Genomic DNA, 22664 nt, shown 5'->3' with positions numbered 1-22664 from the left:
ATAAAACATGTCTGCATTCCTGCAATACGCGTTCGGCTTTCCGACCTTCATCTTCGGCGCCTTGCTGCTGTTCATGCTGCTGTACTGGCTGATCGCCATGCTGGGCCTGCTGGAGGTGGACTCGCTGGACCACTGGGTGCTGTTCGACGGCAGCGACCATGCGCACGGCGTGGAGCACTCGGCCAGCGCGCTGGCCGGGCTGCTGCTCAAGGTGGGCCTGGGCGGCATTCCGCTCACGGTCATCCTCACCGCGCTGTTCCTGCTGTCCTGGCTGGCTTCCTATGTGCTGTGCCATTTCGTGCCCATGCCCCAGGGCTGGACCCTGGTGAACCTGCTGACCGGCACCTTGGTGGCCGTGGCGGCTGCCGTGCTGGGCTTTGCCGCCACGGTGCTGGTGCTGCGCCCGCTGCGGGGCATCGTCAACAAGGTGGCGCCTGCAGAGGAGCCCAAGGTGCTGCTGGGCCGCACCGGCCTGGTGCGCAGCGCCGTAGTGGACGGCACGCAGGGCTACGGCAGCGTGGAGGACGGCGGCGCCGGCCTGAACGTGCAGATGCGCTCGCCCGAGCGCGCACTGGGCCGGGGCACCGAGATCGTGCTCATCGAGCACCTGCCCGAGCACAACGCCTGGCGCGTGGTCAGCAAGGCCGAGTTCGACGGCACCGAGCTGCCGCGCTAGCTTCAGGAATTTCCAGGAATTCCTTTCTATTCGTTCCCATTGATTCCCATTGGCCCGGGCGCCCGTGCGGCGGGCGCGGCCTTTGCGTTTTCAGCGTTTTCACAGATAGCAATTCACAGGGGAGATTCGCATGAACATGAGCAATATGGAGTGGTACATCGTCGCCGGGGTGGTGATCGGTTCCGTCTTCGTCGTCATCCTCGGGCTGTTCGCCCTGGTCAAGGCCTTCTACATCAAGGTCCCGCAGGGCACGGCGCTGATCATCAACGACACCACCTCGCAGCCCAAGGTCAAGTTCACGGGCGGCCTGGTGCTGCCGGTGATCCACAAGAAGGAATTCATGCAGATCTCGCTGCTGACGCTGGAGATCGACCGGCGCGGCAAGGAAGGCCTGATCTGCCGCGACAACATGCGCGCCGACATCACCGTGGCCTTCTACCTGCGGGTCAATGAAACGGCCGAGGACGTGCTCAAGGTGGCCAAGGCCATCGGCGTGGACCGGGCCTCGGACAAGACGGCCGTCAACGACCTGTTCAACGCCAAGTTCTCCGAGGCGCTCAAGACCGTGGGCAAGCAGATCGAGTTCGTGAAGCTGTTCGAGAACCGCCAGGATTTCCGCGACCAGATCATCCATGTCATCGGCAACGACCTCAACGGCTATGTGCTGGAGGACGTGGCCATCGACTATCTGGAACAGACTCCCAAGTCCTCGCTGGACCCCAACAACATCCTGGATGCCGAAGGCATCCGCAAGATCACCGAGCTGACGGCCAACCAGAACATCGTCACCAACGAGCTCGAGCGCAACTCCGACCTGGCCATCACCAAGAAGAACGTGGAGACCAAGGAAGCCATGCTGGCGCTGGAGCGCCAGCAGGCCGACGCCGAGGCCCGCCAAAAGCGCGAGATCGCCACCATCCAGGCGCGCGAGCAGGCCGAGACCCAGAAGGTGCAGGAAGAAGAGCGCCTGAAGGCCGAGCAGGCCCGCATCCAGACCCAGGAGCAGCTGGACATCCGCGAGGAAAATCGCCAGCGCGAAGTGGCCGTGGCCCAGCAAAACCGTGAGCGTGCGGTGGTGATCGAGGTCGAGAAGGTCACGCGCGCCAAGGAGCTGGAGATCGTGGCCCGCCAGCGCGAGGTGGAGCTGCAGCGCATCGAGAAGGAAAAGGCCATCGAGGTCGAGAAGGCCAACATCGCCAACGTGGTGCGCGAGCGCGTGGTGGTGGAAAAGTCCGTGGCCCAGGAAGAGGAACGCATCAAGGAAGTGCGCGTGGTCTCCGAGGCCGAGCGCATGAAGCAGGTCACCGTGCTGACTGCCCAGGCCCAGGCCGAGGAAGACCTGGTGCGCCAGGTCAAGAAGGCGGAGGCCGAAGAGGCCGCCTCGCGCCACAAGGCCGTGGAAGTCACGACCATGGCCCAGGCCGAGCTGGAGGCGGCCAGCAAGACCGCCGAGGCCAAGAAGAAGCTGGCCGAGGCCATCGAGGTCGAGCGCGCCGCGCCCGGCCTGGCCGATGCCAAGGTGCGCGAAGTCACGGCCGCCGCCCTGGAAAAAGAAGGCCTGGCGCAGGCCAGGGTGATCGCCGAGAAGATGATGGCCGAGGCCAAGGGCCAGCAGGAAAAGGGCCTGGCCGAGGCACGCGTCATCGAGGCCACGGCCGACGCCAACGAAAAGCAGGGCCTGGCCGATGCCAAGGTGCTGGAAGAACGCCTGCTGGCCCAGGCGCGCGGCGAGGCCCAGGTGGGCGCGACCAAGGCCTTGGTCACCCGCGACGTGGGCACGTCCGAGGCCGATGTGCTGCGCGACAAGCTCTTCGCCGAGGCCAAGGGCCTGACCGAGAAGTTCACCGCGCTGGCCTCGCTGTCCGACCAGGCGCGCTCGCATGAGGAGTTCCGCATGCAGCTGGAGAAGAACTTCGAGCAGGCGCTGGCCGCCATCGAAGCCAACAAGAGCGTGGCCAAGGACCAGTCCGAGGTGCTGTCGGCCGCGCTCAGCAAGGCCAACATCGACATCGTGGGGGGCGAGGGCGCCTTCTTCGACAACTTCGCCAAGGCGCTGTCCGTGGGCAAGGCCGTGGAAGGCGTGGCGGGCAAGAGCCCCATCGTGCAGGACCTGATCGGCAAGTTCCTCAGCGGCAAGGGCGGCGCATCGCTGCTCAACGCGCTGGGCGACGGCAAGGGCCTGCCGCCCACGCAGAGGGTCGACTGAACGGTCGATTCAACGGCCGACTGAACGGGGCGGCCGCCCGGCCGCTCCCTCCGCCGGCTGCCCAGCCTCCCGCATCCGCCTTCGTCTTCGCCTGCCTGCCCGCCCGTCTGCCGGCCGGCGGGGAAAGGCGTGAATGGTCCCTGACACGCGAAAGCCCGTGACGCCCATGTCCCAACCGTCCCCATCGTCCACACCGTCCTCACCGCCCCTCTCCCCCGACACTGCCGCCTCCGCCGTGGACCAGGCAGTCGCCAGCGGCGGCTCCTACGAAGTGCTGGCCAAGCGCCTGGACGGCCAGGGGCAGGCGCTGGAGGCGCTGGTGCGCCAGCTCAACGAGGAGCGGCTGGAGGAATTCGGCCGCAGCCAGATGGAAGTCATCGGGCGCATGCGCGTGCGCACCGAGAACAACTGCCTGGGCCGCGACATCGCCCAGGTCGGCGGCTACCTGCTGTTCGGCTACAACGTCTTCATGGGCCTGAAGCAGTCCACGCGCGTGGAAGACGTGTTCGGCCTGTATCGCCTGCACGAGGGAGAGCAGGGCTACGAGGTCACTCCCGTGGACCTCAAGGACAGTTTCCTGGGCATACAGAGCTTCGTGCAGGACTTCCAGGAGCTGTACGCCTACTACAAGAACACGCGGCTGATGCAGCTGGCCGTGCGCGACGGCAAGCTGCTGGCGAGCTTCCAGATCGGCGAGCGCCTGTCCGATGTGCGCGTGTTCCGCTGGTCCGTGCCCGTGGACGGCCAGCCCATACGCTACATAGACAACCGCGGCGAGCGCGACATCGAACTGCCTGCGCCCCATGACTTCGAATGGCAGCGCGCCGGGCGCGAGCAACTCGTGCAGGGGCGCCACCCGCACATCAACGTGCTGGACAAGGTCTTCGTCGAGACCCTGGGCGGCACGCTGACCATCAAGGTCGAGAACAACACCAACGACGGACTGGGCATCTACAGCGAGCCCGTGCAGGAGAAGAACCAGTCGCTGGACGACGCCGTGTTCGAGTACGCGGCCGTCGGCAGCCTGATCCTGCTGAAGATCCTGCCCTACCGCGAAGAGCAGTGGCGCTACCTGATCTTCAACACCGTCTCCCGCCAGGTGCTGCGCATGGATGCCATCGGCGCGGCCTGCATCCAGCTGCCGCAGGACCACGGCATCATCTTCCCGGGCGGCTACTACCTGCAAAGCGGGGAGAACCGCTCGTTCGAGCAGAACATGCAGGGCATGCGCTACCGGCGCAGCATCCGATCGCCCAACGGCGAGGACGTGCTCTACGTGTTCTACGAGCCCGAGAGCGGGCGCATGGCGCTGTTCAAGTACAACCTGATCGAGCGCGCCCTGCAGCCGCCCATCATCGGCCACGGCCATGCGCGCATGGACGACGGGCGCATCGTCATCTTCGCGGCCGAGAGCAACGAAGCCTCGCGCGTGCACCCCATGCAGGTCTGGCGCACGCCCTTCGCCTCGGACGACTACGCGGCGCGCCAGCCGCAGCGCGACAGCTTCCTGGGCCGCATAGGCAATGCCGAGCTGGTCAGCGGCATCTCGGACCTGTACAGCGTGCGCAAGGAAATCGCGGCCACCGAGGTCTCGCTGCCGCGCTACGAGCGCCTGATCGACGCCGCGCGCCGCCTGTTCGAGCGCTACCACTGGCTGGGCGCGCCGCAGCTCAAGGGGGTGCACGAAACCCTGCTGGGCATCGTCGCCACGGGTGATGCGGTCATCGACGAGTACGAAAAGGTCGAGAGCATCCGCAATGCCTCGGCCAAGGCCATGGGCGAGGTGTCCGGCCGCCATGGCCGGTTGCTCAAGCAATTGCGCCTGGCGGACTGGAAGGGCATTGGCGAATACGTGGATGCGATCACCCAGCTGGGCCAGCTGCGCGGCCAGCTCATGGCCACGCGCGACCTGCGCTATGTGGACCAGGCCGCCATCGACACCATGGTGCAGGGCGTCAACGAGGCCCAGGCCGATGTCTCCCAGCGCACGGCCGCCTTCATTGCCACCGACGAGGCCATGCAGCCCTATGCCGAGCAGCTGCAGGCGCTGGACCAGGCTGCGCAGGCGGCAGCCACGGTGGCCCAGATCAACGAGCCGCTGGCGCGCATGGCCGACATGGCGGCCGCGCTGGACATGCTGTCCGAGCTGATGGGCAGCCTGTCCATCGACGACGCCACGCAGCGCACCCAGGTGGTGGACCGCATCTCGGCCGTCTATGCGCGCCTGAACCAGGTGCGTGCACGCGCCGAGCAGCGCAGGTCTGGCCTGGGCGGCGCCGAGAACGTGGCCCAGTTCGCGGCCCAGCTGGCGCTGTTCTCGCAAAGCATCGTCAGCGCCCTGGGCCTGGCGCAGACGCCCGAGAAATGCGACGAGCAGCTGGCGCGGCTGCTGGTGCAGCTGGAGGAAATCGAAAGCCGCTTCGGCGAGCACGAGCAGTTCCTTGGCGACATCATGGCCAAGCGCGAGGAGGTGCTGGAGAGCTTCGAGGCGCGCCGCCAGTCGCTGCAGGACGAGCGCCAGCGCAAGGCGCAGGGCGTGCTGGACGCGGCCCTGCGCATCGTGCAGAGCCTGCCCAAGCGCACCGAGAAACTGGCCAGTGCCGACGCGCTGCATGCGTTCTTTGCAGGCGATCCGCTGATCGGCAAGCTCAAGGAGCTGTCCCAGCGCCTGCGAGAGCAGCTGCACGACCCGGTCAAGGCCGACGATATCGACGGCCGCGTCAAGAACCTGCGCGACCAGGCGTTTCGCGCGCTGCAGGACCGCAGCGAGCTGTACGAAGGCGGCGGCGCCATCATCCGCCTGGGCCGCCACCGCTTCAGCGTGGGCAACCAGGAACTGGATCTGACCCTGCTGCCGCGCAACGGCGCTTTGTTCCTGCACCTGGTCGGCACCGAGTATTTCGAGCCCGTGGACAACCCCGAGCTGGCCGCTTTGCAGGCCTACTGGGATGCCTCCACGCCGGCCGAATCGGCAGACTTCTATCGCGGTGAATACCTGGCCCTGGAAGTGGTGCAGGCCGCACGCCAGCGCCGCGACGGCTGGAGCGAGGCCCGGCTGGCCCAGTTGCTGCCCGACGAGGCGGCGCTGACCCAGGCCATCCGCGAATTCTCCGCGCCGCGCTACCGCGAAGGCTATGAGCGCGGTATCCACGACCATGATGCGGCCCGCATCCTGCAGGTGCTGCTGCCCCTGCGCGATGCCGCCGGCGTGCTGCGCTTTGCGCCCGACGCCCGTGCGCTGGCCCTGCTGTTCTGGAGCGCACAGGCCCAGGTGCAGCAGCCGCAGCTGGCTGCCGCCATGGCGCAGTGGCCGCTGCGCGCCCAGCAGGCCCAGGCCATGCAGCAGATGTTCGGCAGCGAGGCCGAGCAGCTGAGCCTGCGCGCCGACATTGCCGAGCGCCTGCGCGCCTATGCCGACGAGCGGGGCCTGCTGCGCGACCTGCTGCCAGGACAGGCGGCGCCCGCAGACAGCGATATCGACAGCCTCATCCACGGCGCCGCCGACTACCTGCAGGCCGAGCTGGCGCAAAAGGCCGTGCGCTTTTCCTTCTCCAGCTACAGCCAGTCGGCCATTGCCGCACTGCAGGCCGCCGTGCAGCAGCAGGCCCAGCCGCTGCAGCGCTGGGAGGAAATGCAGGCCTACTGGCAGGGCGAGGATCGGCACGACAAGCCTTTGGCGCCGCTGGACCAGCGCTGGCGCAGCGCGCTGCACTGGCTGCAGACCGCCTGCCGCGCGCTGGACGACGGGCAAGGGCAGGCCTGGCTGGCCTATTGCGGCGAAGCCGCCGCCTGGCTGTGCTGCGCCGGCCCACTGCCCTGCAAGGTCAGCAATGTGGACCTGCGCCATGAAGTGCCGGGCCTGCTGGGCCAGCATCCGCGCATTGCGGACGGCCGCATGTGGCTGCAGATCGACGACCTGGGCCAGCGCGCCGCGCGCCATTTCCGCAGCTTTGTCCCCGAATTCGGCCGCTACCAGGCGCTGCGCCAGCAGCTGCTGCAGGACTGGCGCTCGCGCGTGCGGGTGGACGAATTCAAGGCCCGGCCGCTGTCGTCCTTTGTGCGCAACCGGCTCATCAACGAGATCTACCTGCCCGTGATCGGCGACAACCTGGCCAAGCAGATCGGCGTGGCTGGCGAGAACAAGCGCACCGACCAGATGGGGCTGCTGATGATGATCTCGCCGCCCGGCTACGGCAAGACCACGCTGATGGAGTACGTGGCCAACCGCCTGGGCCTGATCTTCATGAAGATCAACGGCCCGGCGCTGGGCCACTCCGTGCGCTCGCTGGACCCGGCCCAGGCGCCGGACGCCACGGCGGCCAAGGAGCTGGAAAAGCTCAACCTGGCGCTGGAGATGGCTAACAACGTGATGCTGTACATCGACGACATACAGCACACGCACCCCGAGTTCCTGCAGAAATTCATCTCGCTGTCGGACGGCACGCGCCGCATCGAGGGCGTGTGGAAGGGCCAGACCCGCACCCACGACATGCGCGGCAAGCGCTTTTGCGTGGTCATGTCGGGCAATCCGTACACCGAGTCGGGCGAGGTCTTCAAGATCCCCGACATGCTGGCCAACCGTGCCGACATCTACAACCTGGGCGATGTGCTGGGCGGCATGCAGGAGGTGTTCAAGCTCAGCTATATCGAAAACAGCATGACCTCGAACGCCGTGCTGGCGCCGATGGCCACGCGCAGCCTGCAGGACCTGTACCTGCTGCTGGACAAGGCGCAGGGCAGGGATGTCTCGGGCAACGCGCTGTCGCACGACTATTCATCGGCCGAGTTGCGCGAGATCGAGGCCGTGCTGGCCCGCATGGTGCAGGTGCGCGAGCTGGTGTTCAAGGTCAACCAGCAGTACATCCAGAGCGCCGCGCAGGACGACGGCTACCGCACCGAGCCGGCCTTCAGGCTGCAGGGCAGCTACCGCAACATGAACAAGCTGGCCGAAAAAATCACCCCGGTGATGAACGACCAGGAAATGCAGCAGATGCTGGCCGACCACTACCAGGGCGAAGCGCAGATGCTGACCACGGGCGCCGAGGAGAACCTGCTCAAGCTCGCCGAGCTGCGCGGGCAGATGAGCGACGAGGACAGCGCCCGCTGGCAGCAGATACGCCAGCAGTTCCTGCGCCGCCAGGCCGCAGGCGGCGCCAATGCCGACGCCGCCACGCGCGTGACGGCGCAGCTGGTCGACCTGGTCGCCGCCACGCGCGAGGTGGCCCAGTCGGTGGCCCAGCCCCAGCAGCAGGCGATGCAGGAAGGCGCCGCCGAACAGTCCCAGCTCCTGCAAGCGCTGCAGGCACTGCTGGCCCGGCTGCTGCAGACGCAAAGCGCCGCAGGCGACTCGCTGCACGGCATACGCGAGCTGATGGCGCAAAGGGCGGCCAGCGAGCCCGCCAGCACCCAGGCCGGCACCCCGTCAGAGGTGCAGGCCGCCCAGGACCGTCAGGCCCTGGTTCACATGCTGGGCCAACTGCTGACCCGGTCGCTGGCCCAGTCCCTGGAACCCGTGGTCACGCACCTGGACCAGGCCCGCCGACAGCAGCTGGGCCTGCACCGCGTGCTGATGCAGGTGGCCACGCGCATGCAGGAGCAGATCGACGCCCAGCGCGCGGGCCGTCCCGTGCCGGCTGCGGGCGCCATACGCTCCGAGGAAATCGACAAGGCCTTCGAGCGCATGCAGCGCGGCGACATGCCGCCTGCGGCCTAGGCGCAGCGCCGGGGCCGGGGCCGGGGGCCCTCGCACGTCTGCATGCGCTGATCCGTCATCGGACAACCCGATGTCCCGGACGTTGGACCATCACCTACAACCCGGGGCGCGTCCCGAACCGATGCTTGGAGTGGCGTGTTCGCAGCAGTGTGCACGCCCCACGAACGAGCCAACACGATGGACGCCCCATGGAACACAACCCCCAGCTTTCCGTTTCGCGCAGGGAACTGCTGATTGCAGGTGCCTCCACGGCTGCGGCAACGGCCGTGCCCCGATCGGCCGGCGCGCAAGTGCAGCCTCCCTCCATCCCCGAAGGGGTCCAGCTGCCCGTCACCCTGCAGGTGAACGGCCAGGAACACCGCCTGGACCTGGACACCCGCACCACGCTGCTCGACGCCCTGCGCGAGCATCTGCACCTGACCGGCACCAAGAAAGGCTGCGACCATGGCCAGTGCGGGGCCTGCACGGTGCTGGTGAATGGCCGGCGCGTGGTGTCCTGCCTGAGCCTGGCCGTGATGAACCAGGGCGCCGCCGTGACCACTATCGAAGGCCTGGGCACGCCGCAATCCCCGCACGCCATGCAGGCCGCCTTCGTGCGGCACGACGGTTTCCAGTGCGGCTACTGCACGCCGGGGCAGATCTGCTCTGCCGTGGGCATGCTCGACGAGATCCGGCAAGGCATGCCCAGCCATGCCAGCGAAGACATCGTGGCCCAGCCCCTGGTGTCGGCCCATGAACTGCGTGAACGCATGAGCGGCAACCTGTGCCGCTGCGGGGCGTATTCCAACATCGTCGATGCCATCACCGAAGTGGCGGGGGAGGGGCGGACATGATTGCCTTCACCTACGAACGCGTCCAATCCCCCGCGCAGGCTGCCGCCGCCGTGGCGGCCCGGCCGGGCGCCCGCTTCATCGCCGGGGGCACGAATCTGCTGGACCTGATGAAGCTGCAGATAGAAACCCCCGTGCATCTGGTCGATGTCAACGGCACCGGCATGGACACCGTGGAGCCCACCGCGCAAGGCGGCTTGCGCATAGGCGCGCTGGTGCGCAACAGCGACCTGGCTGCCCATGCGCGCGTGCGGCGCGACTACGGCGTGCTGACCCGCGCCCTGGTGGCCGGTGCCTCGGGCCAACTGCGCAACATGGCGACCACGGGCGGCAATCTGCTGCAGCGCACGCGCTGCCCGTATTTCTACGACACCAATATGCCGTGCAACAAGCGCGTGCCGGGCAGCGGCTGTTCGGCCATTGCCGGCGTGAGCCGCCAGCATGCGGTGATCGGCGGCAGCGAGGCCTGCATTGCCACCCACCCCAGCGACATGGCCGTGGCGCTGCGCGCGCTGGACGCCACGGTGGAAACCATCCAGGCCGACGGCAAGGCCCGCGTTATCCCCATTGCCGACTTCCACCGGCTGCCCGGCAGCACGCCGCATGTAGAGACGGCCTTGCAGGCCGGCGAACTGATCACCTCCGTCACCCTGCCGCCGCCGCCAGGCGGCACGCACATCTATCACAAGGTGCGTGACCGCGCCTCCTATGCCTTTGCGCTGGTGTCGGTGGCCGCCATCGTGCAGCGCGACGGCAGCGGGCGCGTGGCCCTGGGCGGCGTGGCGCACAAGCCCTGGCGAGTGGAGGCGGCCGAAGCGTTGATGCCGCAGGGCGCCAAGGCCGTTGCCGACCGCCTGCTGGCGGGCGCCCGGCCCACGCAGGAGAACGCCTTCAAACTCACGCTGGCCGAACGCACGCTCGCCGCCGTGCTGCATCAGGCAAGGAACTGACGCCATGAAATTCGACACTCCCGCAACGGTCAACCCAATTGACCAGCTCAAGATCATCGGCCAGCCGATGAACCGCATCGACGGCCTGCTCAAGACCACCGGCACGGCGCCGTATGCCTATGAACGGCATGACGTGGTCCAGCACCCGGCCTATGGCTATGTGGTGGGCTCGGCCATCGCCAAGGGCCGCATCCGCAGCATCGGGCTGGCGCAGGCAAGCCGCGCGCCCGGCGTGCTCGCCATCGTCACGGCACAGACCGCTGGCAAGCTGGGCCAGGGCAAGATGAACACCGCGCCGCTGCTGGCAGGCCCCCAGGTGACCCACTACCACCAGGCCGTGGCCCTGGTGGTGGCGGAAACCTTCGAGCAGGCGCGCGCTGCCGCGCAATTGGTCCGTGTGGACTACGAGCCCGTGGCTGGCGCCTATGACTTGGCCAAGGCCAGGGACTCCGCCGTGCCACCCGACAGCATCAATGGCGATGCGCCGGACACGGCCATTGGCGATTTCGACGGCGCCTTCGCTTCGGCCCCCGTGAAGGTGGACGCCACATACACCACGCCAGACCAGTCGCACGCCATGATGGAGCCCCATGCCACGCTGGCCGCATGGAAGGGCGACCAGCTCACGGTATGGACCTCGAACCAGATGATTGCCTGGGGGCAGGGCGAGCTGGCAAAGACGCTGGGCATTCCCAAGGACAAGGTGCGCCTGGTCTCGCCATTCATTGGCGGCGGTTTTGGCGGCAAGCTGTTCCTGCGGGCCGATGCACTGCTGGCCGCATTGGGCGCCCGCGCGGCAGGCCGGCCCGTCAAGGTCGCACTGCAGCGCCCGCTGATGGCCAACAACACCACGCACCGCCCGGCCACCATCCAGCGTGTGCGCATCGCGGCAGGGCAGGACGGCAGGATCACCGCCATCGGCCACGAAAGCTGGTCGGGCGACCAGCCCGGAGGATCGGCGGACGGTGCCGTGGACCAGACCCGCCGCATGTATGCCGGCACCCATCGCATGACTGCCACCCGCCTGGCCGTGCTGGACCTGCCCGAGGCCAATGCCATGCGCGCCCCCGGCGAAGCCACGGGCCACATGGCGCTGGAGGTTGCCATGGACGAGCTGGCGGAAAAGCTCGGCATCGATCCCGTGGAGCTGCGCATCCGCAACGACACCCAGGTGGTGCCGGACAGCGGCAAGAAGCCGCAACCCGAGGCGAAGGAGGGCACCCCTGCCCAGGAGCACAAGCCGTTTTCCCGCCGTGAGTTCGTGCAGTGCCTGCGCACGGGCGCCGAGCGCTTCGGATGGAGCCAGCGCAATCCCCAGCCGGCCCAACGACGCGAAGGGCGCTGGCTGATCGGCCTGGGCATGGCCGGCGCCTACCGTGGCGCCCCTGTCATGAAGTCCGCCGCCCGCGTGCGCCTGGACAGGCAGGGCATGGTCACCGTGGAAACCGACATGACCGACATCGGCACGGGCAGCTACACCATCATTGCCCAAACGGCGGCCGAGATGCTGGGCCTGCCGCTGCAGCAGGTGCGCGTGCGGCTGGGCGATTCCGGCTTTCCCGTGTCTGCCGGTTCGGGCGGGCAATGGGGTGCGGCCAGTGCCACCTCCGGCGTCTATGCCGCCTGCGTGAAGCTGCGCGAGGCCGTGGCGCGCAAGCTGGGCATGGACCCGGGGACGGCCGAATTCGCGGATGGGCATGTGCAGGCGGGCGGCAAGCGCCGGGCCCTGGCCAGCGCTGCCGGCGACGGCGACCTGACGGCCGAGGATGCCATCGAATTCGGCGTGCTCGACAAGAAGATGCAGCAGTCCACCTTTGGCGCGCACTTCGTGGAGGTCGCCGTGGACGCCTTCACTGCAGAGGTCCGCGTGCGGCGCATGCTGGCCGTTTGCGCGGCCGGCCGCATCCTCAATCCCAAGACGGCCCGCAGCCAGGTCATCGGCGCCATGACCATGGGCGTGGGAGCGGCCCTGATGGAAGAGCTGGCCGTGGACACGCGCCTGGGCTTGTTCGTCAACCACGACCTGGCGGGCTATGAGGTGCCCGTGCATGCCGACATCCCGCACCAGGAAGTGATCTTTCTGGACGAGGTCGATCCCATGGCCTCGCCCATGAAAGCCAAGGGTGTGGGCGAGCTGGGCATCTGCGGCGTGAGCGCGGCCATTGCCAACGCCATCTACAACGCCACCGGCGTACGCGTGCGTGACTATCCGGTCACGCTCGACAAGCTGCTGGCGGGGCTGGGGAGGCTGGCATGACAGGGGAGTGCACCTGAGGCAGCCCGCTCAGGCCCTGGATTCTTGATGAACGAAGGCCGGTCACCTCTGGGTGGCCGGCCTTTTTGCATGTAGCCATCAATAGAACGCATAGCTTGCGCGTCCGTCGGCATTGGCCTGGAGAGGCTAGCGTGGAGATACTTTTTGCACTGGGAAATGTCGGCGCTGTGCACTCCGAACACAGGCCGCCCCGGTTTCCCTACAACAGAACCTGGCCTGGGTGCAAAGCGCCTGCCAGGGCAAAGAGACAACCTGCTCCGACAAGGACTTGTATGAAAGATATCCGCAAGACGATGGACGAGGGCGCCATGGCGCCGTTCCAGTGGCTGGCCGTGGCCATCTGCATCCTGCTCATCATGCTGGACGGCTTCGATGTGCTGGTGATGGCCTTCACCGCCTCGGCCGTCGCTGCCGAGTGGAAGCTCAACGGGGCGCAGCTGGGCGTGCTGTTCAGTGCCGGGCTGATCGGCATGGCCATAGGCTCGCTGTTCCTGGCGCCCGTGGCCGACCGTCGTGGCCGGCAACCCGTCATCGTGCTGTGCCTGGTCGTGGTGTCCGTGGGCATGCTGCTGTCTGCCGCAGCGCGCAGCTATGTGGAACTGGCAGCCCTGCGCGCCATGACGGGCGTGGGCATTGGCGGCATGCTGGCCAGCGTGGGGGTGATCACCTCGGAGTATTCATCGAACAAATGGCGCAGCACGGCGATTGCGCTGCAGGCCACGGGTTATCCGATTGGCGCCACGCTGGGCGGGCTCATGGCCGCCTGGCTGCTGGCACACCATGGCTGGCGCTCGGTCTTTGTGTTCGGCGGCCTGGCCACGGCGCTGATGGTGCCCATCGTGCTGTGGCGGCTGCCGGAGTCGGTGGACTTTCTGTTGGGCCGTCGCCCGGCGCGTGCGCTGGAAAAGCTCAACCGCCTGATGGCACTCATGGGGCACCCCGCCATGCTGCAGCTGCCCGCGCAAGCCGGCCGTGACGTCCAGCAGGGCAATACCGTGGCCGCATTGTTCAGGAACGGCCTGGCGCGCCCCACGCTGATGCTCTGGGCCGGCTTCTTCCTGCTGATGTTCAGCGTCTATTTTTCGCTGAGCTGGACGCCCAAGCTGCTGGTGCAGGCCGGCCTGTCGGCACAGCAGGGCGTGACGGGCGGCGTGCTGCTCAACCTGGGAGGCATTGCCGGGGGCAGCCTGTTCGGCCTGCTGGCGGTGAAGGCCAAGCTGCGGCATCTGGCCATGGGCAGCCTGCTGCTGAATGCCTTGTTCACTGCGCTGTTCGGCCTGGCCTCGGCCAGCCTGGGCTGGGCGTTCGCCGCAGCGGTAGGCGTGGGCGTGTTCCTGTTCGCCTCCATGGCCGGGCTGTACGGGCTGGTGCCGGCCACCTATCCGGCCCAGGTGCGCGCCACCGGCATGGGCTGGGCCATAGGCATTGGGCGCATAGGCGCCATCGTGGCGCCCACCATGGCCGGCCTGCTGCTGGACGGTGGCTGGCAGCCTGCCTCGCTGTACTACGTCTTTGCCTTGCCGCTGATTGCCGCGGGGCTGGCCGTGTGGGCCACTGGCGCCGGCCGCACCCTGGCGCCGATGGGTGGCGCGCTGCGAGCGCCTGGTGCTTGATCCTTGAACCCCTATCCGTGAGCACGCGCCCGAGCGCCCAAGCGCCCAAGCGCTCAAGCGCAGGAGAAACACTTCCATGGCATTGGACAAACCCTATCTCGACGTACCGGGAACCACGGTCTTCGACGCCGAGCAATCCCGCCAGGGCTACTGGCTCAACCAGTTCTGCATGTCGCTGATGAAGGCCGAGAACCGCGAGCGCTTTCGGGCTGACGAGCGCGCCTATCTGGGCGAATGGGCCATGACGGCCGAGCAAAGACAGGCCGTGCTGGACCGCGACCTGAACCGCTGCATTGCGCTGGGCGGAAACATCTACTTCCTCGTGAAGATCGGCGCCACCGACGGCGTCAGCGTGCAGAACATGGTCTCGACCATGAGCGGCATGAACGAGGAGGACTACCGCCAGATGATGCTGGGCGGCGGACGCAGCATCAATGGAAACCGCTACCTGCATGAGCAGGAAAGACAGGAAAAAGGCATCTGATGGCACGCATCACCGCATCCGTCTACACCTCGCATGTGCCCGCCATCGGCGCGGCCATGGACCTGGGCAAGGTGGGCGACCCCTATTGGCAGCCTTTGTTCAAGGGCTTCGAGCACTCGCGCCAATGGCTCAAGGACAACAAGCCCGACGTGATCTTCCTGGTCTACAACGACCACGCGACCGCGTTCAGCCTGGATTTCATCCCGACGTTTGCCATCGGCACGGCCGCTGAATACCAGCCCGCCGACGAAGGTTGGGGCCCGCGCCCCGTGCCCAAGGTCGTCGGCCATCCGGAGCTGGCCAGCCACATTGCGCAATCGGTGATCCAGCAGGACTTCGACCTGACCATCGTCAACAAGATGGACGTGGACCACGGCCTGACCGTGCCGCTGTCGCTGATGTGCGGCGAGCAGGACGCGCGCACGGGCGCCTGGCCCAGCCCGGTGATTCCGTTTGCCGTCAACGTGGTGCAGTACCCCGTGCCGTCGGGCCAGCGCTGCTTCAACCTGGGCCGCGCCATCCGCCGCGCCGTGGAAAGCTTCGACGAAGACCTGAACGTGCAGATCTGGGGCACGGGCGGCATGAGCCACCAGCTGCAGAGCGCGCGTGCGGGCCTGATCAACAAGGAGTGGGACAACCGCTTCCTGGACCTGCTGATCGAGAACCCTGCCGGCCTGGCCAAGATGCCGCATATCGACTACGTGCGCGAGGCCGGCTCCGAAGGCATCGAGCTGGTGATGTGGCTGATCGCGCGCGGTGCCATGGCCGATGTGGACGGCCCCGCGCCGCTGCCCAGGGTCAACCACCGCTTCTACCATGTGCCGGCATCGAACACGGCCGTCGGCCACCTCATCCTGGAGAACGCAGCATGAGCCGGCCTTGCGTGGTACTTCTGCCGGGCCTGCTGTGCGACGAGACGGTCTGGCACGAGCAGCATGCGGCCCTGTCCTTTGCCGGTGTTGCCGAGTGCATTGTTCCGTCCTATGGCGCGGCGGCCACCATCGAAGACATGGCGCGCCTGGTGCTGGATGGCGTGGCGGCCGAGCGGTTTTCGCTGGCGGGCCATTCCATGGGCGGGCGCGTGGCCCTGGCCATTGCCGGCATGGCGCCCCAGCGTGTGGAGCGGCTGGCCTTGCTGGACACCGGCATGGACCCCATCGCCCCGGGCGAGGCCGGCGAGAGCGAACGCGCCAAGCGCATGGCGCTCTTGCAGATCGCCCGGCACAGCGGCATGCGCGAGATGGGCCTGCAATGGGCGCGCGGCATGGTGCATCCGGACCGGCTCGATACGCCGCTGTTCAGTGAGGTGCTCGACATGGTGGCGCGCTTCACGCCCGAGGTGTTCGCCGCGCAGATCAATGCCTTGCTGAACCGCCCCGATGCGGGCGATGTGCTCAGGCAGCTGCGCTGCCCGACCCTGCTGGCCTGCGGTCGCCAGGATGCCTGGAGCCCGCTGTCACGCCATGAGCGCATGCAGGCCCTGTGCCCGGGCGCCGAGCTGGTGGTGATCGAGGACAGCGGCCACATGAGCACCATGGAGCAGCCGCAGCAGGTGTCGCGGGCACTGCTCGACTGGATGGGGCGCTGAGCGAGCGCTGCACTCAGACTAGGCCGGCGGATCGCCCACGGCCCGCCGGCAGGCCTGCATGAACAGCTCCAGGTCCTGCGATGCCGTGCTCAGCGCACGCGTGGCCAGCCCGATGCGCCTGCGTGTGGAAGGCAGGTCCACAGGCACGATGGACAACTGCCCGCCGTGGTCATCCTGCAGGGCCTGTCCGCGCGAGGCCAGGGCCAGCCGGCCCGTCTGCAGCACAAAGGCCAGCGTCATGGTCGGGCTGCTGGCGCGCAGGCTGGCGCGCGGCGGCTCCAGGCCCTGGCTGCGGAACAGCTGGACCATGGCGCGGTCGGCCGGCGTGCCGGGCAGGGGCGACACCCAGAGCCATTGCAGCAAGTCCTCCAGAACCAGCTGGCCGCAGCCCAGGCAGGCATGGCCGGCCGGAGCCACCACGACCAGGTCATCGTCGAACAGGTGCAGCTGGCGTACCTCATCGGAGGGCATGTCGGCGCGCAGGGCGCCGGCGATGGCGTCGATGTCGGCGCTCAGCAGGTGCTGCACCAGGCTCTCGTAGGTGCCGTCCACGATGCTGACCTCGATGTCCGGGTGGCTGGCGGCCAGGCTGTCGACCGCGCGCGGCAGGAAGATTCCCACCGACAGCGGCAGCACGCCGACCACCACGCGCCCCCGGATCTCGCCGCGCCAGGCGGAAATATCGCTGTCCATGCCGCGCACCTCGGCCAGGGCCAGCTTGACACGGCGCAGCAGCGCTTCGCCGGACGGCGTCAGCCGCGTGCCGAAGGCCAGCTTGTAGAACAGCTGCATGCCCAGACTGGTTTCCAGCCCCTGCAGCGCCGCATGCACGGCGGGCTGCGTCAGGCCCAGCCACTGCGCGGCCAGGGATTCGCTGCCGCAGTCGGCAATGGCCATGAGGGCGCGCAGCTGGCCCGCAGGCACGGTCTCGGCAAAACGCTCGGGCAGGGGAGGGCGCCTGGCCGCCAGCGTGGCGGCGGCCTGGGCGTCGGCAGCGCCGCTGCCCAGATGCTGGAGCATGGCCTCGATGCGGGCGGCCAGTTGGCTGCCCAGCGGGGTCGGCATCATGCCGCGCGCACCGCGCATGAACAGCGGCACGCCGCAGGCCTCTTCCAGTTGCAGTACCGAACGCGCCACGGCCGGCTGAGAAAGATGCATAGCCTGGGCGGCCCGCGTGGTGCTGCCGTGGCGCACCACGCCCAGCATGGCGCGCATGGCTCGCAAATGGCCTGCCAACTCGGGAAAACGCGAAGGATTGCTGCTGGCCCAGGGGGCAAGAGAAAGGTTCATTGAAAGGTGCTTCGCGGTACGTTGGAAGAACGTGTTTTGATTGTCCCATAAGAAAAACGCATTGATGGCCGGGGCTCCGGCATTGGCCTGATCGGTGCCGGCATGGAATGCTTGGGGCCTGGATCAAGACAGCCCATCGCAGGCTGCGAATTCCGGGGAGACAAGAAACATGAACCATGAAATCGACCGGCTGCTGGCCCGCCAGGCCTGCCTGGACCTGGTGCTGCGCGCTGCTGCCTTTGCGGATGCCGGTGATGCCCGGGCCCTGGCGCAGCTGTTTGCCGAAGACGGCCAGCTGCAACGGCCCGGCGGCGAGGTGCTGGGCGGGCGCACGGCCATCGCCGCTGCGTACTCCCGGCGTCCCGCGGGCCGCATGACCCGGCATCTGGTCACCAACACGCTGGTGGAACTGCAAGGCCCGGACCGCGCCAGCGCGCGCAGCCAGGTGCTGCTGTGGTCCTGCGACGAGGCCGATGCCATCACGCCGCACGGCCGCCCGGCGCAACCGCGCCAGCTCGTAGGCGAGTTCGATGACACCTTCGGCCGCAGTCCTGAAGGCCGTTGGCTGATCACGCGCCGCGTGGCGCGCTTCGTCATGTACCGGGACCTCCCGGGCGCCTGAAGAGCAGGGCGCCCAGCCGCTTTCTCCCATTTCCCCGTGCCCGCCACTCTCGCCTTTCCCAAGGCGCAGCGTTGCGGCGTGCCGATTCCGCAACGACAACGACAGGAGACACAAGCATGAACCGCACTCTCAAAAGCATTCCCCAACCCCCAGCCAGGCGCCCACTGCGGGTTTGTCTGGGCCGCCTCGCCCCGCTCGCCATGCTGGCAGCAGCAGCAGGCGGCGCCCAGGCCCAGACCGCCTCATCGGTGACGCTGTACGGCCATCTGGACACCGGCATCGAGCACCTGACGAATGTGCAAGGCGGCGGATCGCTGACGCGCATGCCTGGCCTCACGGGAACGGCACCGTCGCGCTGGGGGCTGCGCGGCAGCGAGGATCTGGGCGGCGGCCTGAGCGCCGTCTTTGCGCTGGAGTCAGGCTTTGGCCCGGATGCCGGCACCTTCAACCAGGGCGGGCGGGGCTTCGGGCGCCAGGCCTGGGTGGGGCTGTCCGGAGGCTGGGGCAGTGTCTCGCTGGGGCGCAACTACACCATGCTGTACTGGGCATTGTTCGATGCCGACCTGCTCGGCCCCAACGCCTTCGGCCTGAGCAGTCTGGACAGCTACATCCCCAACACGCGCACCGACAACTCCCTGGCCTACCGGGGACGCTTCGGCGCCTGGAGCCTGGGCGCCGCCTACAGCCTGGGACGCGATGCCGTCAACGCCGGCCCCAGCCCGGCCGGCACCAACTGCGCCGGCGAATCGGCCACGGACAGGCAGGCCTGCCGCCAGTGGTCGGCCATGCTGAAGTACGACACCGCGCCCTGGGGCTTTGCCCTGGCCGTGGACGAGATGCGCGGCGGCGTCGGCGCATTTGCAGGGCTCACGCGCTCGGACCTGAAGGACCGCCGCATCATGCTCAACGGCTATGCCGCGCTGTCACCCACCATCAAGCTGGGCGCCGGCCTCATGCGCCGCGACAACGACGCGGCCCAGGCGGCCTCGGCCAGCAACGGCGCCACGCCGCGCAGCACCCTGGCCTGGGGCGGCCTGTCCTGGTCCCCCAGCGCCGCCGTCGTGGTCGATGGCCAGCTGCAGCAACTGCGCTATGCCCACGGCGGCGACCGCTCCACTTTGCTGGCCCTGCGGGCCACCTACAAGTTCTCCAAGCGCACGGCGGTCTATGCCCAGGCCGCACGCATTGACAACGGACAGCGCCTGGCCATCTCGGTCAGCTCGGCCGCAGCCGGCGGCAGCCCGCTGGCGGGCGCATCGCAGACCGGCCTGATGCTGGGCCTGCGCCACTCGTTCTGAAACCGAGGGCAAATACAACAGGCCAGCTGGGCAAGTCGGCAATTTCCTGGCGCAGTTCGGCGAGCAGCCCGGCATCGTCGCCGGGTGTGCGATGGCTGCGGCCATCGGCCCAGCCTCACCGCGCCCAGGCAGGTCGCGCACAGGCGAGCGCAATCCACTTTTTTCTGCGGCGTACCGCACGGCTTCCTTGAGGATTTCGTTCTCCAAGGTTGTCTTGCCGAGCACGCGCTGCAGCTTGGCTATTTCCGCGCAGACACCGACAGCGGACTCCTTGATATCCGTACATGCCGAGTGGTGGACCGGAGATGTGCTCACGCGCATAAGTAGCAATTTCATCAAATTGATAGAAAAATTTAATTCATATTTGATCAAATTGATATCTATGATGCAGCCATCGGATCAATTTTGGCATTCAATGGCAGCATGCGGCTGCGCCGATCCGGCCAGTTCAGGGTGACGCGGGACAGCGCAGGGCAGGGGGCTGAAAAGTCGCAAGCCCCATGCTCTGCGCCAAGCCAGATCGGCCTGCATGGCGAACTCAACTCCATCGTCCTGGTCGAGGGCGAGAGCACAGTGGAAGGAACAACAATGAGACTCCAGATCAAACAAGCCTACAGTTTTGGTGCCGCTCTCCTGTTGGTTCTTGGCGCGGCCACCATTGGCGCAGCCATCATGAGCAACCGCAGCAGCGCTCTTGCCGACGAAACCGCCGCCAGGCGATACCAGTCGTACCTGTTGGCCGATGAGTTGCGGCAAAGCTCTGACGACCTCACCCGACTGGCGCGCACCTACGTGGCCACCGGTGACGCCAAGTGGGAGAAGCAATACATCGAGATTCTGGATATTCGCAATGGCAAGCTGCCACGGCCTCAGGCCTACGAGCGGATCTATTGGGACTTCCGGGCAGCCGATGCGCAAAACGTGCGTCCCGCAGGCGAAACGGTGCCGCTGCTTGATCTGATGAAGCGGGCCGGCTTTGCAGACAACGAACTCGCCAAGCTGGCCGAAGCCAAGGCCAACTCAGATGATCTGGTGCGCACTGAAACCATCGCCATGAACATGGTGAAGGGCCTCTATGACGACGGCAAAGGTGGGTTCACGCGCCAAGCTGAACCCGACAAGGCCAAGGCTCTGGGGATGATGCACGACTTGGCGTACCACCAGTACAAAGCCAAGATCATGAAACCCGTGGACGAGTTCCTGATTCTTCTCGATGAGCGCACGTCAGCACAGCTGGCCGCAGCCGTGGCGGCGCGGCAGCAATGGTCGAAACTTGCCATGGCCTCGACGGCATTGCTCATCGTGAGCCTGCTCGCCGGGCTCCTTTATCTGCGTCGTCGCACCAGCGCCGTGCTTGGCGACGTCAGTCGTGTGGCATCGGGCATTGCGGCAGGGGAGCTTGATCAGTCGATCGATCTCGGAGTGAGGGGTGAAGAAGGTGACCTGCTGCGCACTATGGGCAGCATGCAGCAGCAATTGTCTAGCGTGGTGGGCGCCATTCGCAGTGGTGCCGACAGCGTGGCGACAGCCAGCTCCGAGATTGCACAGGGCAACCAGGACCTGAGCCAGCGCACCGAAGAGCAAGCCAGTGCCCTGCAACAAACGGCCGCCACGATGGAGGAGCTGGGCACCACCACCCGCAACAACGCCGACAACGCCAAGCAGGCCAATCAACTCGCTCAGGGCGCCTCGGCCGTCGCTGCGCAAGGTGGCGAGGTGGTCGGCAAGGTCGTCACCACGATGCAAGGCATCAGCGACAGCAGCCGCAAGATCGGCGACATCATCGGCGTGATCGACGGCATCGCCTTCCAGACCAACATCCTGGCGCTCAACGCAGCCGTCGAGGCGGCCCGCGCAGGTGAGCTGGGCCGCGGCTTCGCTGTCGTGGCGTCTGAAGTGCGCAGCCTCGCGCAGCGCAGCGCTGAGGCTGCCAAGGAAATCAAGGCCCTGATCGGCCGTAGCGTCGAGCAGGTGGAGCAAGGCACCGTGCTGGTGGACGAGGCCGGCAAGACCATGGGCGAGATCGTCGCCTCGATCCAACGCGTGAGTGACATCGTGGCCGAGATTACCTCGGCCAGCGTCGAGCAGAGCTCCGGCATCGGGCAGGTCGGCGAGGCCGTCAGCCAGATGGACCAGGTGACGCAGCAGAACGCGGCGCTTGTGGAAGAGAGCGCTGCCGCCGCAGAGAGCCTGAAGGGCCAGGCCCAGAAACTGGTGCAGGCCGTGGCGGTGTTCAAGCTGTCGCATGAAGGACTTGGAGGCTCGACCCACGCTGCGGCCCCAGCGGCCAACGCTGCTGCCGTCGAGCGTCGCGGCCCGGACCGTGCCAAGAACATCGCCCGGCCGGCATTCAAGGCGAAGGCTGCTGCAGCCCCAGCATCGACCTCTGAGTCGAGCCGGCTCGCTATCGCACCTGCCAAGACCGGCACTGACGACTGGACGTCGTTCTGAGCGCGGCTCGCCGCGCCAGAACCCGCCCCCAATCTCCAAGGAGTCGAAGATGACCGCCATGATTGAAGAGCGCCCAACGGTAGCACCGGTTACAGCGCAGACGACAGCCGCCTCATCAACCCGGGCTGCCAATGCAGTGGCCGCCATGCCCAACGAGTTCCTCAGCTTCCGCCTGGGTGGCGAGGAATACGGCATCGACATCCTGCGGGTACAGGAGATCCGCAGCTACGAGGCTCCCACCCGCATTGCGAACGCACCGCATTTCATCAAGGGAGTGATCAACCTGCGTGGCGTGATCGTGCCCATCGTCGACCTGCGCCTGAAGCTCGGTTGCGAGTCGGCCGAGTACACCGATTTCACCGTCGTCATCGTGCTGAACGTGCGCGGACGGGTCATCGGCGTGGTGGTCGATTCGGTGTCGGACGTTCTGGCGCTGGGCGCGGACAACATCAAGCCGGCGCCCCAGATGAGTGCCTCGGTGGATGCCGGCTACATCATGGGTATGGGATGCTTCAAGAGCGGCGATGTCGAACGCATGCTGATTTTGACCGACATCGAAGCGCTCATGAGCAGCGCCGAGATGGGGTTGATGGAGGCCGCGATGCTTTGATTGATACGATGTATATTATGTTAAATCACAGTTGCGATTAGCACTGTCCAAACCCAGG

The 22664-nt window shown here is 67.1% G+C and carries 15 protein-coding genes and 1 pseudogene; 14 read left to right on the top strand and 2 right to left on the bottom strand.

Going from position 1 to position 22664, the window contains the following annotated elements:
• The first annotated feature begins 7 nt into the window (after positions 1-7).
• The 10 genes from ACN20X_RS17850 (at position 8) to ACN20X_RS17805 (ending at position 16335) form a co-directional block, all read left to right on the top strand.
• Positions 8-676 (top strand): hypothetical protein, encoded by a 669-nt coding sequence (locus ACN20X_RS17850; RefSeq protein ID WP_016446961.1) that lies wholly within the window; start codon positions 8-10, stop codon positions 674-676.
• A 130-nt stretch (positions 677-806) separates the two neighbouring features.
• Complete coding sequence (locus ACN20X_RS17845) at positions 807-2882, top strand: hypothetical protein (protein ID WP_046240080.1); 2076 nt, start codon at positions 807-809, stop codon at positions 2880-2882.
• Between the two features lie 166 nt (positions 2883-3048).
• A complete protein-coding gene (locus tag ACN20X_RS17840; protein WP_473209689.1) occupies positions 3049-8595 on the top strand; it encodes a DNA repair ATPase in 5547 nt (1848 codons plus the stop codon).
• A 188-nt stretch (positions 8596-8783) separates the two neighbouring features.
• Complete coding sequence (gene paoA, locus ACN20X_RS17835; protein ID WP_473209688.1) at positions 8784-9428, top strand: aldehyde dehydrogenase iron-sulfur subunit PaoA; 645 nt, start codon at positions 8784-8786, stop codon at positions 9426-9428.
• A complete protein-coding gene (locus ACN20X_RS17830) occupies positions 9425-10375 on the top strand; it encodes an FAD binding domain-containing protein (RefSeq protein ID WP_473209687.1) in 951 nt (316 codons plus the stop codon). The genes paoA and ACN20X_RS17830 overlap by 4 nt, the downstream gene beginning before the upstream one ends.
• A 4-nt stretch (positions 10376-10379) precedes the next feature.
• Positions 10380-12632: an aldehyde oxidoreductase molybdenum-binding subunit PaoC gene (gene paoC, locus ACN20X_RS17825; RefSeq protein WP_473209686.1), complete on the top strand. Its 2253-nt coding sequence runs from the start codon at positions 10380-10382 to the stop codon at positions 12630-12632.
• Positions 12633-12922: 290 nt separating this feature from the next.
• The gene (locus ACN20X_RS17820) at positions 12923-14263 is read left to right on the top strand and encodes an MFS transporter (protein WP_473209685.1); all 1341 of its coding nucleotides are present in this window, start codon (positions 12923-12925) and stop codon (positions 14261-14263) included.
• A gap of 76 nt (positions 14264-14339) precedes the next feature.
• A complete protein-coding gene (gene ligA, locus ACN20X_RS17815) occupies positions 14340-14747 on the top strand; it encodes a protocatechuate 4,5-dioxygenase subunit alpha (protein ID WP_016453399.1) in 408 nt (135 codons plus the stop codon).
• Positions 14747-15619 carry a class III extradiol dioxygenase subunit beta gene (locus ACN20X_RS17810; protein WP_198129338.1) on the top strand — a complete coding sequence of 291 codons (873 nt, stop codon included), beginning with the start codon at positions 14747-14749 and terminating at the stop codon, positions 15617-15619. The genes ligA and ACN20X_RS17810 overlap by 1 nt, the downstream gene beginning before the upstream one ends.
• Complete coding sequence (locus ACN20X_RS17805; protein ID WP_016453402.1) at positions 15616-16335, top strand: alpha/beta fold hydrolase; 720 nt, start codon at positions 15616-15618, stop codon at positions 16333-16335. The genes ACN20X_RS17810 and ACN20X_RS17805 overlap by 4 nt, the downstream gene beginning before the upstream one ends.
• Positions 16336-16353: 18 nt before the next feature.
• On the opposite strand, the gene ACN20X_RS17800 is transcribed toward ACN20X_RS17805, so the two are convergent.
• Positions 16354-17625 carry a LysR family transcriptional regulator gene (locus ACN20X_RS17800; RefSeq protein WP_016453403.1) on the bottom strand — a complete coding sequence of 424 codons (1272 nt, stop codon included), beginning with the start codon at positions 17623-17625 and terminating at the stop codon, positions 16354-16356.
• A 169-nt stretch (positions 17626-17794) separates the two neighbouring features.
• Here ACN20X_RS17800 and ACN20X_RS17795 point away from each other — a divergent pair, with 169 nt between their 5' ends.
• The gene (locus ACN20X_RS17795) at positions 17795-18247 is read left to right on the top strand and encodes a nuclear transport factor 2 family protein (protein ID WP_016453404.1); all 453 of its coding nucleotides are present in this window, start codon (positions 17795-17797) and stop codon (positions 18245-18247) included.
• A gap of 116 nt (positions 18248-18363) precedes the next feature.
• Positions 18364-19545: a porin gene (locus tag ACN20X_RS17790; RefSeq protein ID WP_473209684.1), complete on the top strand. Its 1182-nt coding sequence runs from the start codon at positions 18364-18366 to the stop codon at positions 19543-19545.
• 22 nt (positions 19546-19567) lie between these two features.
• On the opposite strand, the pseudogene ACN20X_RS17785 reads toward ACN20X_RS17790, so the two are convergent.
• Positions 19568-19794: pseudogene (locus ACN20X_RS17785) on the bottom strand (IS3 family transposase); the annotation flags it as partial.
• Positions 19795-20133: 339 nt separating this feature from the next.
• Here ACN20X_RS17785 and ACN20X_RS17780 point away from each other — a divergent pair.
• Positions 20134-21996, top strand: a complete 1863-nt coding sequence (locus ACN20X_RS17780) for a methyl-accepting chemotaxis protein (RefSeq protein WP_473209683.1) — start codon at positions 20134-20136, stop codon at positions 21994-21996.
• A gap of 49 nt (positions 21997-22045) precedes the next feature.
• Positions 22046-22606, top strand: coding sequence for a chemotaxis protein CheW (locus ACN20X_RS17775; RefSeq protein ID WP_016446131.1), 561 nt, complete (start codon positions 22046-22048; stop codon positions 22604-22606).
• Positions 22607-22664: the final 58 nt, after the last annotated feature.

This window comes from Delftia sp. PX-1 (assembly GCF_055797465.1).
This window is presented reverse-complemented; position numbering and strand designations above follow the sequence as displayed.

Coding starts and splice junctions, on each gene's coding strand:
- ACN20X_RS17850 (WP_016446961.1), top strand. CDS start 8: ATGTCTGCATTCCTGCAATACGCGTTCGGCTTTCCGACCTTCATCTTC.
- ACN20X_RS17845 (WP_046240080.1), top strand. CDS start 807: ATGAACATGAGCAATATGGAGTGGTACATCGTCGCCGGGGTGGTGATC.
- ACN20X_RS17840 (WP_473209689.1), top strand. CDS start 3,049: ATGTCCCAACCGTCCCCATCGTCCACACCGTCCTCACCGCCCCTCTCC.
- paoA (WP_473209688.1), top strand. CDS start 8,784: ATGGAACACAACCCCCAGCTTTCCGTTTCGCGCAGGGAACTGCTGATT.
- ACN20X_RS17830 (WP_473209687.1), top strand. CDS start 9,425: ATGATTGCCTTCACCTACGAACGCGTCCAATCCCCCGCGCAGGCTGCC.
- paoC (WP_473209686.1), top strand. CDS start 10,380: ATGAAATTCGACACTCCCGCAACGGTCAACCCAATTGACCAGCTCAAG.
- ACN20X_RS17820 (WP_473209685.1), top strand. CDS start 12,923: ATGAAAGATATCCGCAAGACGATGGACGAGGGCGCCATGGCGCCGTTC.
- ligA (WP_016453399.1), top strand. CDS start 14,340: ATGGCATTGGACAAACCCTATCTCGACGTACCGGGAACCACGGTCTTC.
- ACN20X_RS17810 (WP_198129338.1), top strand. CDS start 14,747: ATGGCACGCATCACCGCATCCGTCTACACCTCGCATGTGCCCGCCATC.
- ACN20X_RS17805 (WP_016453402.1), top strand. CDS start 15,616: ATGAGCCGGCCTTGCGTGGTACTTCTGCCGGGCCTGCTGTGCGACGAG.
- ACN20X_RS17800 (WP_016453403.1), bottom strand. CDS start 17,625: ATGAACCTTTCTCTTGCCCCCTGGGCCAGCAGCAATCCTTCGCGTTTT.
- ACN20X_RS17795 (WP_016453404.1), top strand. CDS start 17,795: ATGAACCATGAAATCGACCGGCTGCTGGCCCGCCAGGCCTGCCTGGAC.
- ACN20X_RS17790 (WP_473209684.1), top strand. CDS start 18,364: ATGAACCGCACTCTCAAAAGCATTCCCCAACCCCCAGCCAGGCGCCCA.
- ACN20X_RS17780 (WP_473209683.1), top strand. CDS start 20,134: ATGAGACTCCAGATCAAACAAGCCTACAGTTTTGGTGCCGCTCTCCTG.
- ACN20X_RS17775 (WP_016446131.1), top strand. CDS start 22,046: ATGACCGCCATGATTGAAGAGCGCCCAACGGTAGCACCGGTTACAGCG.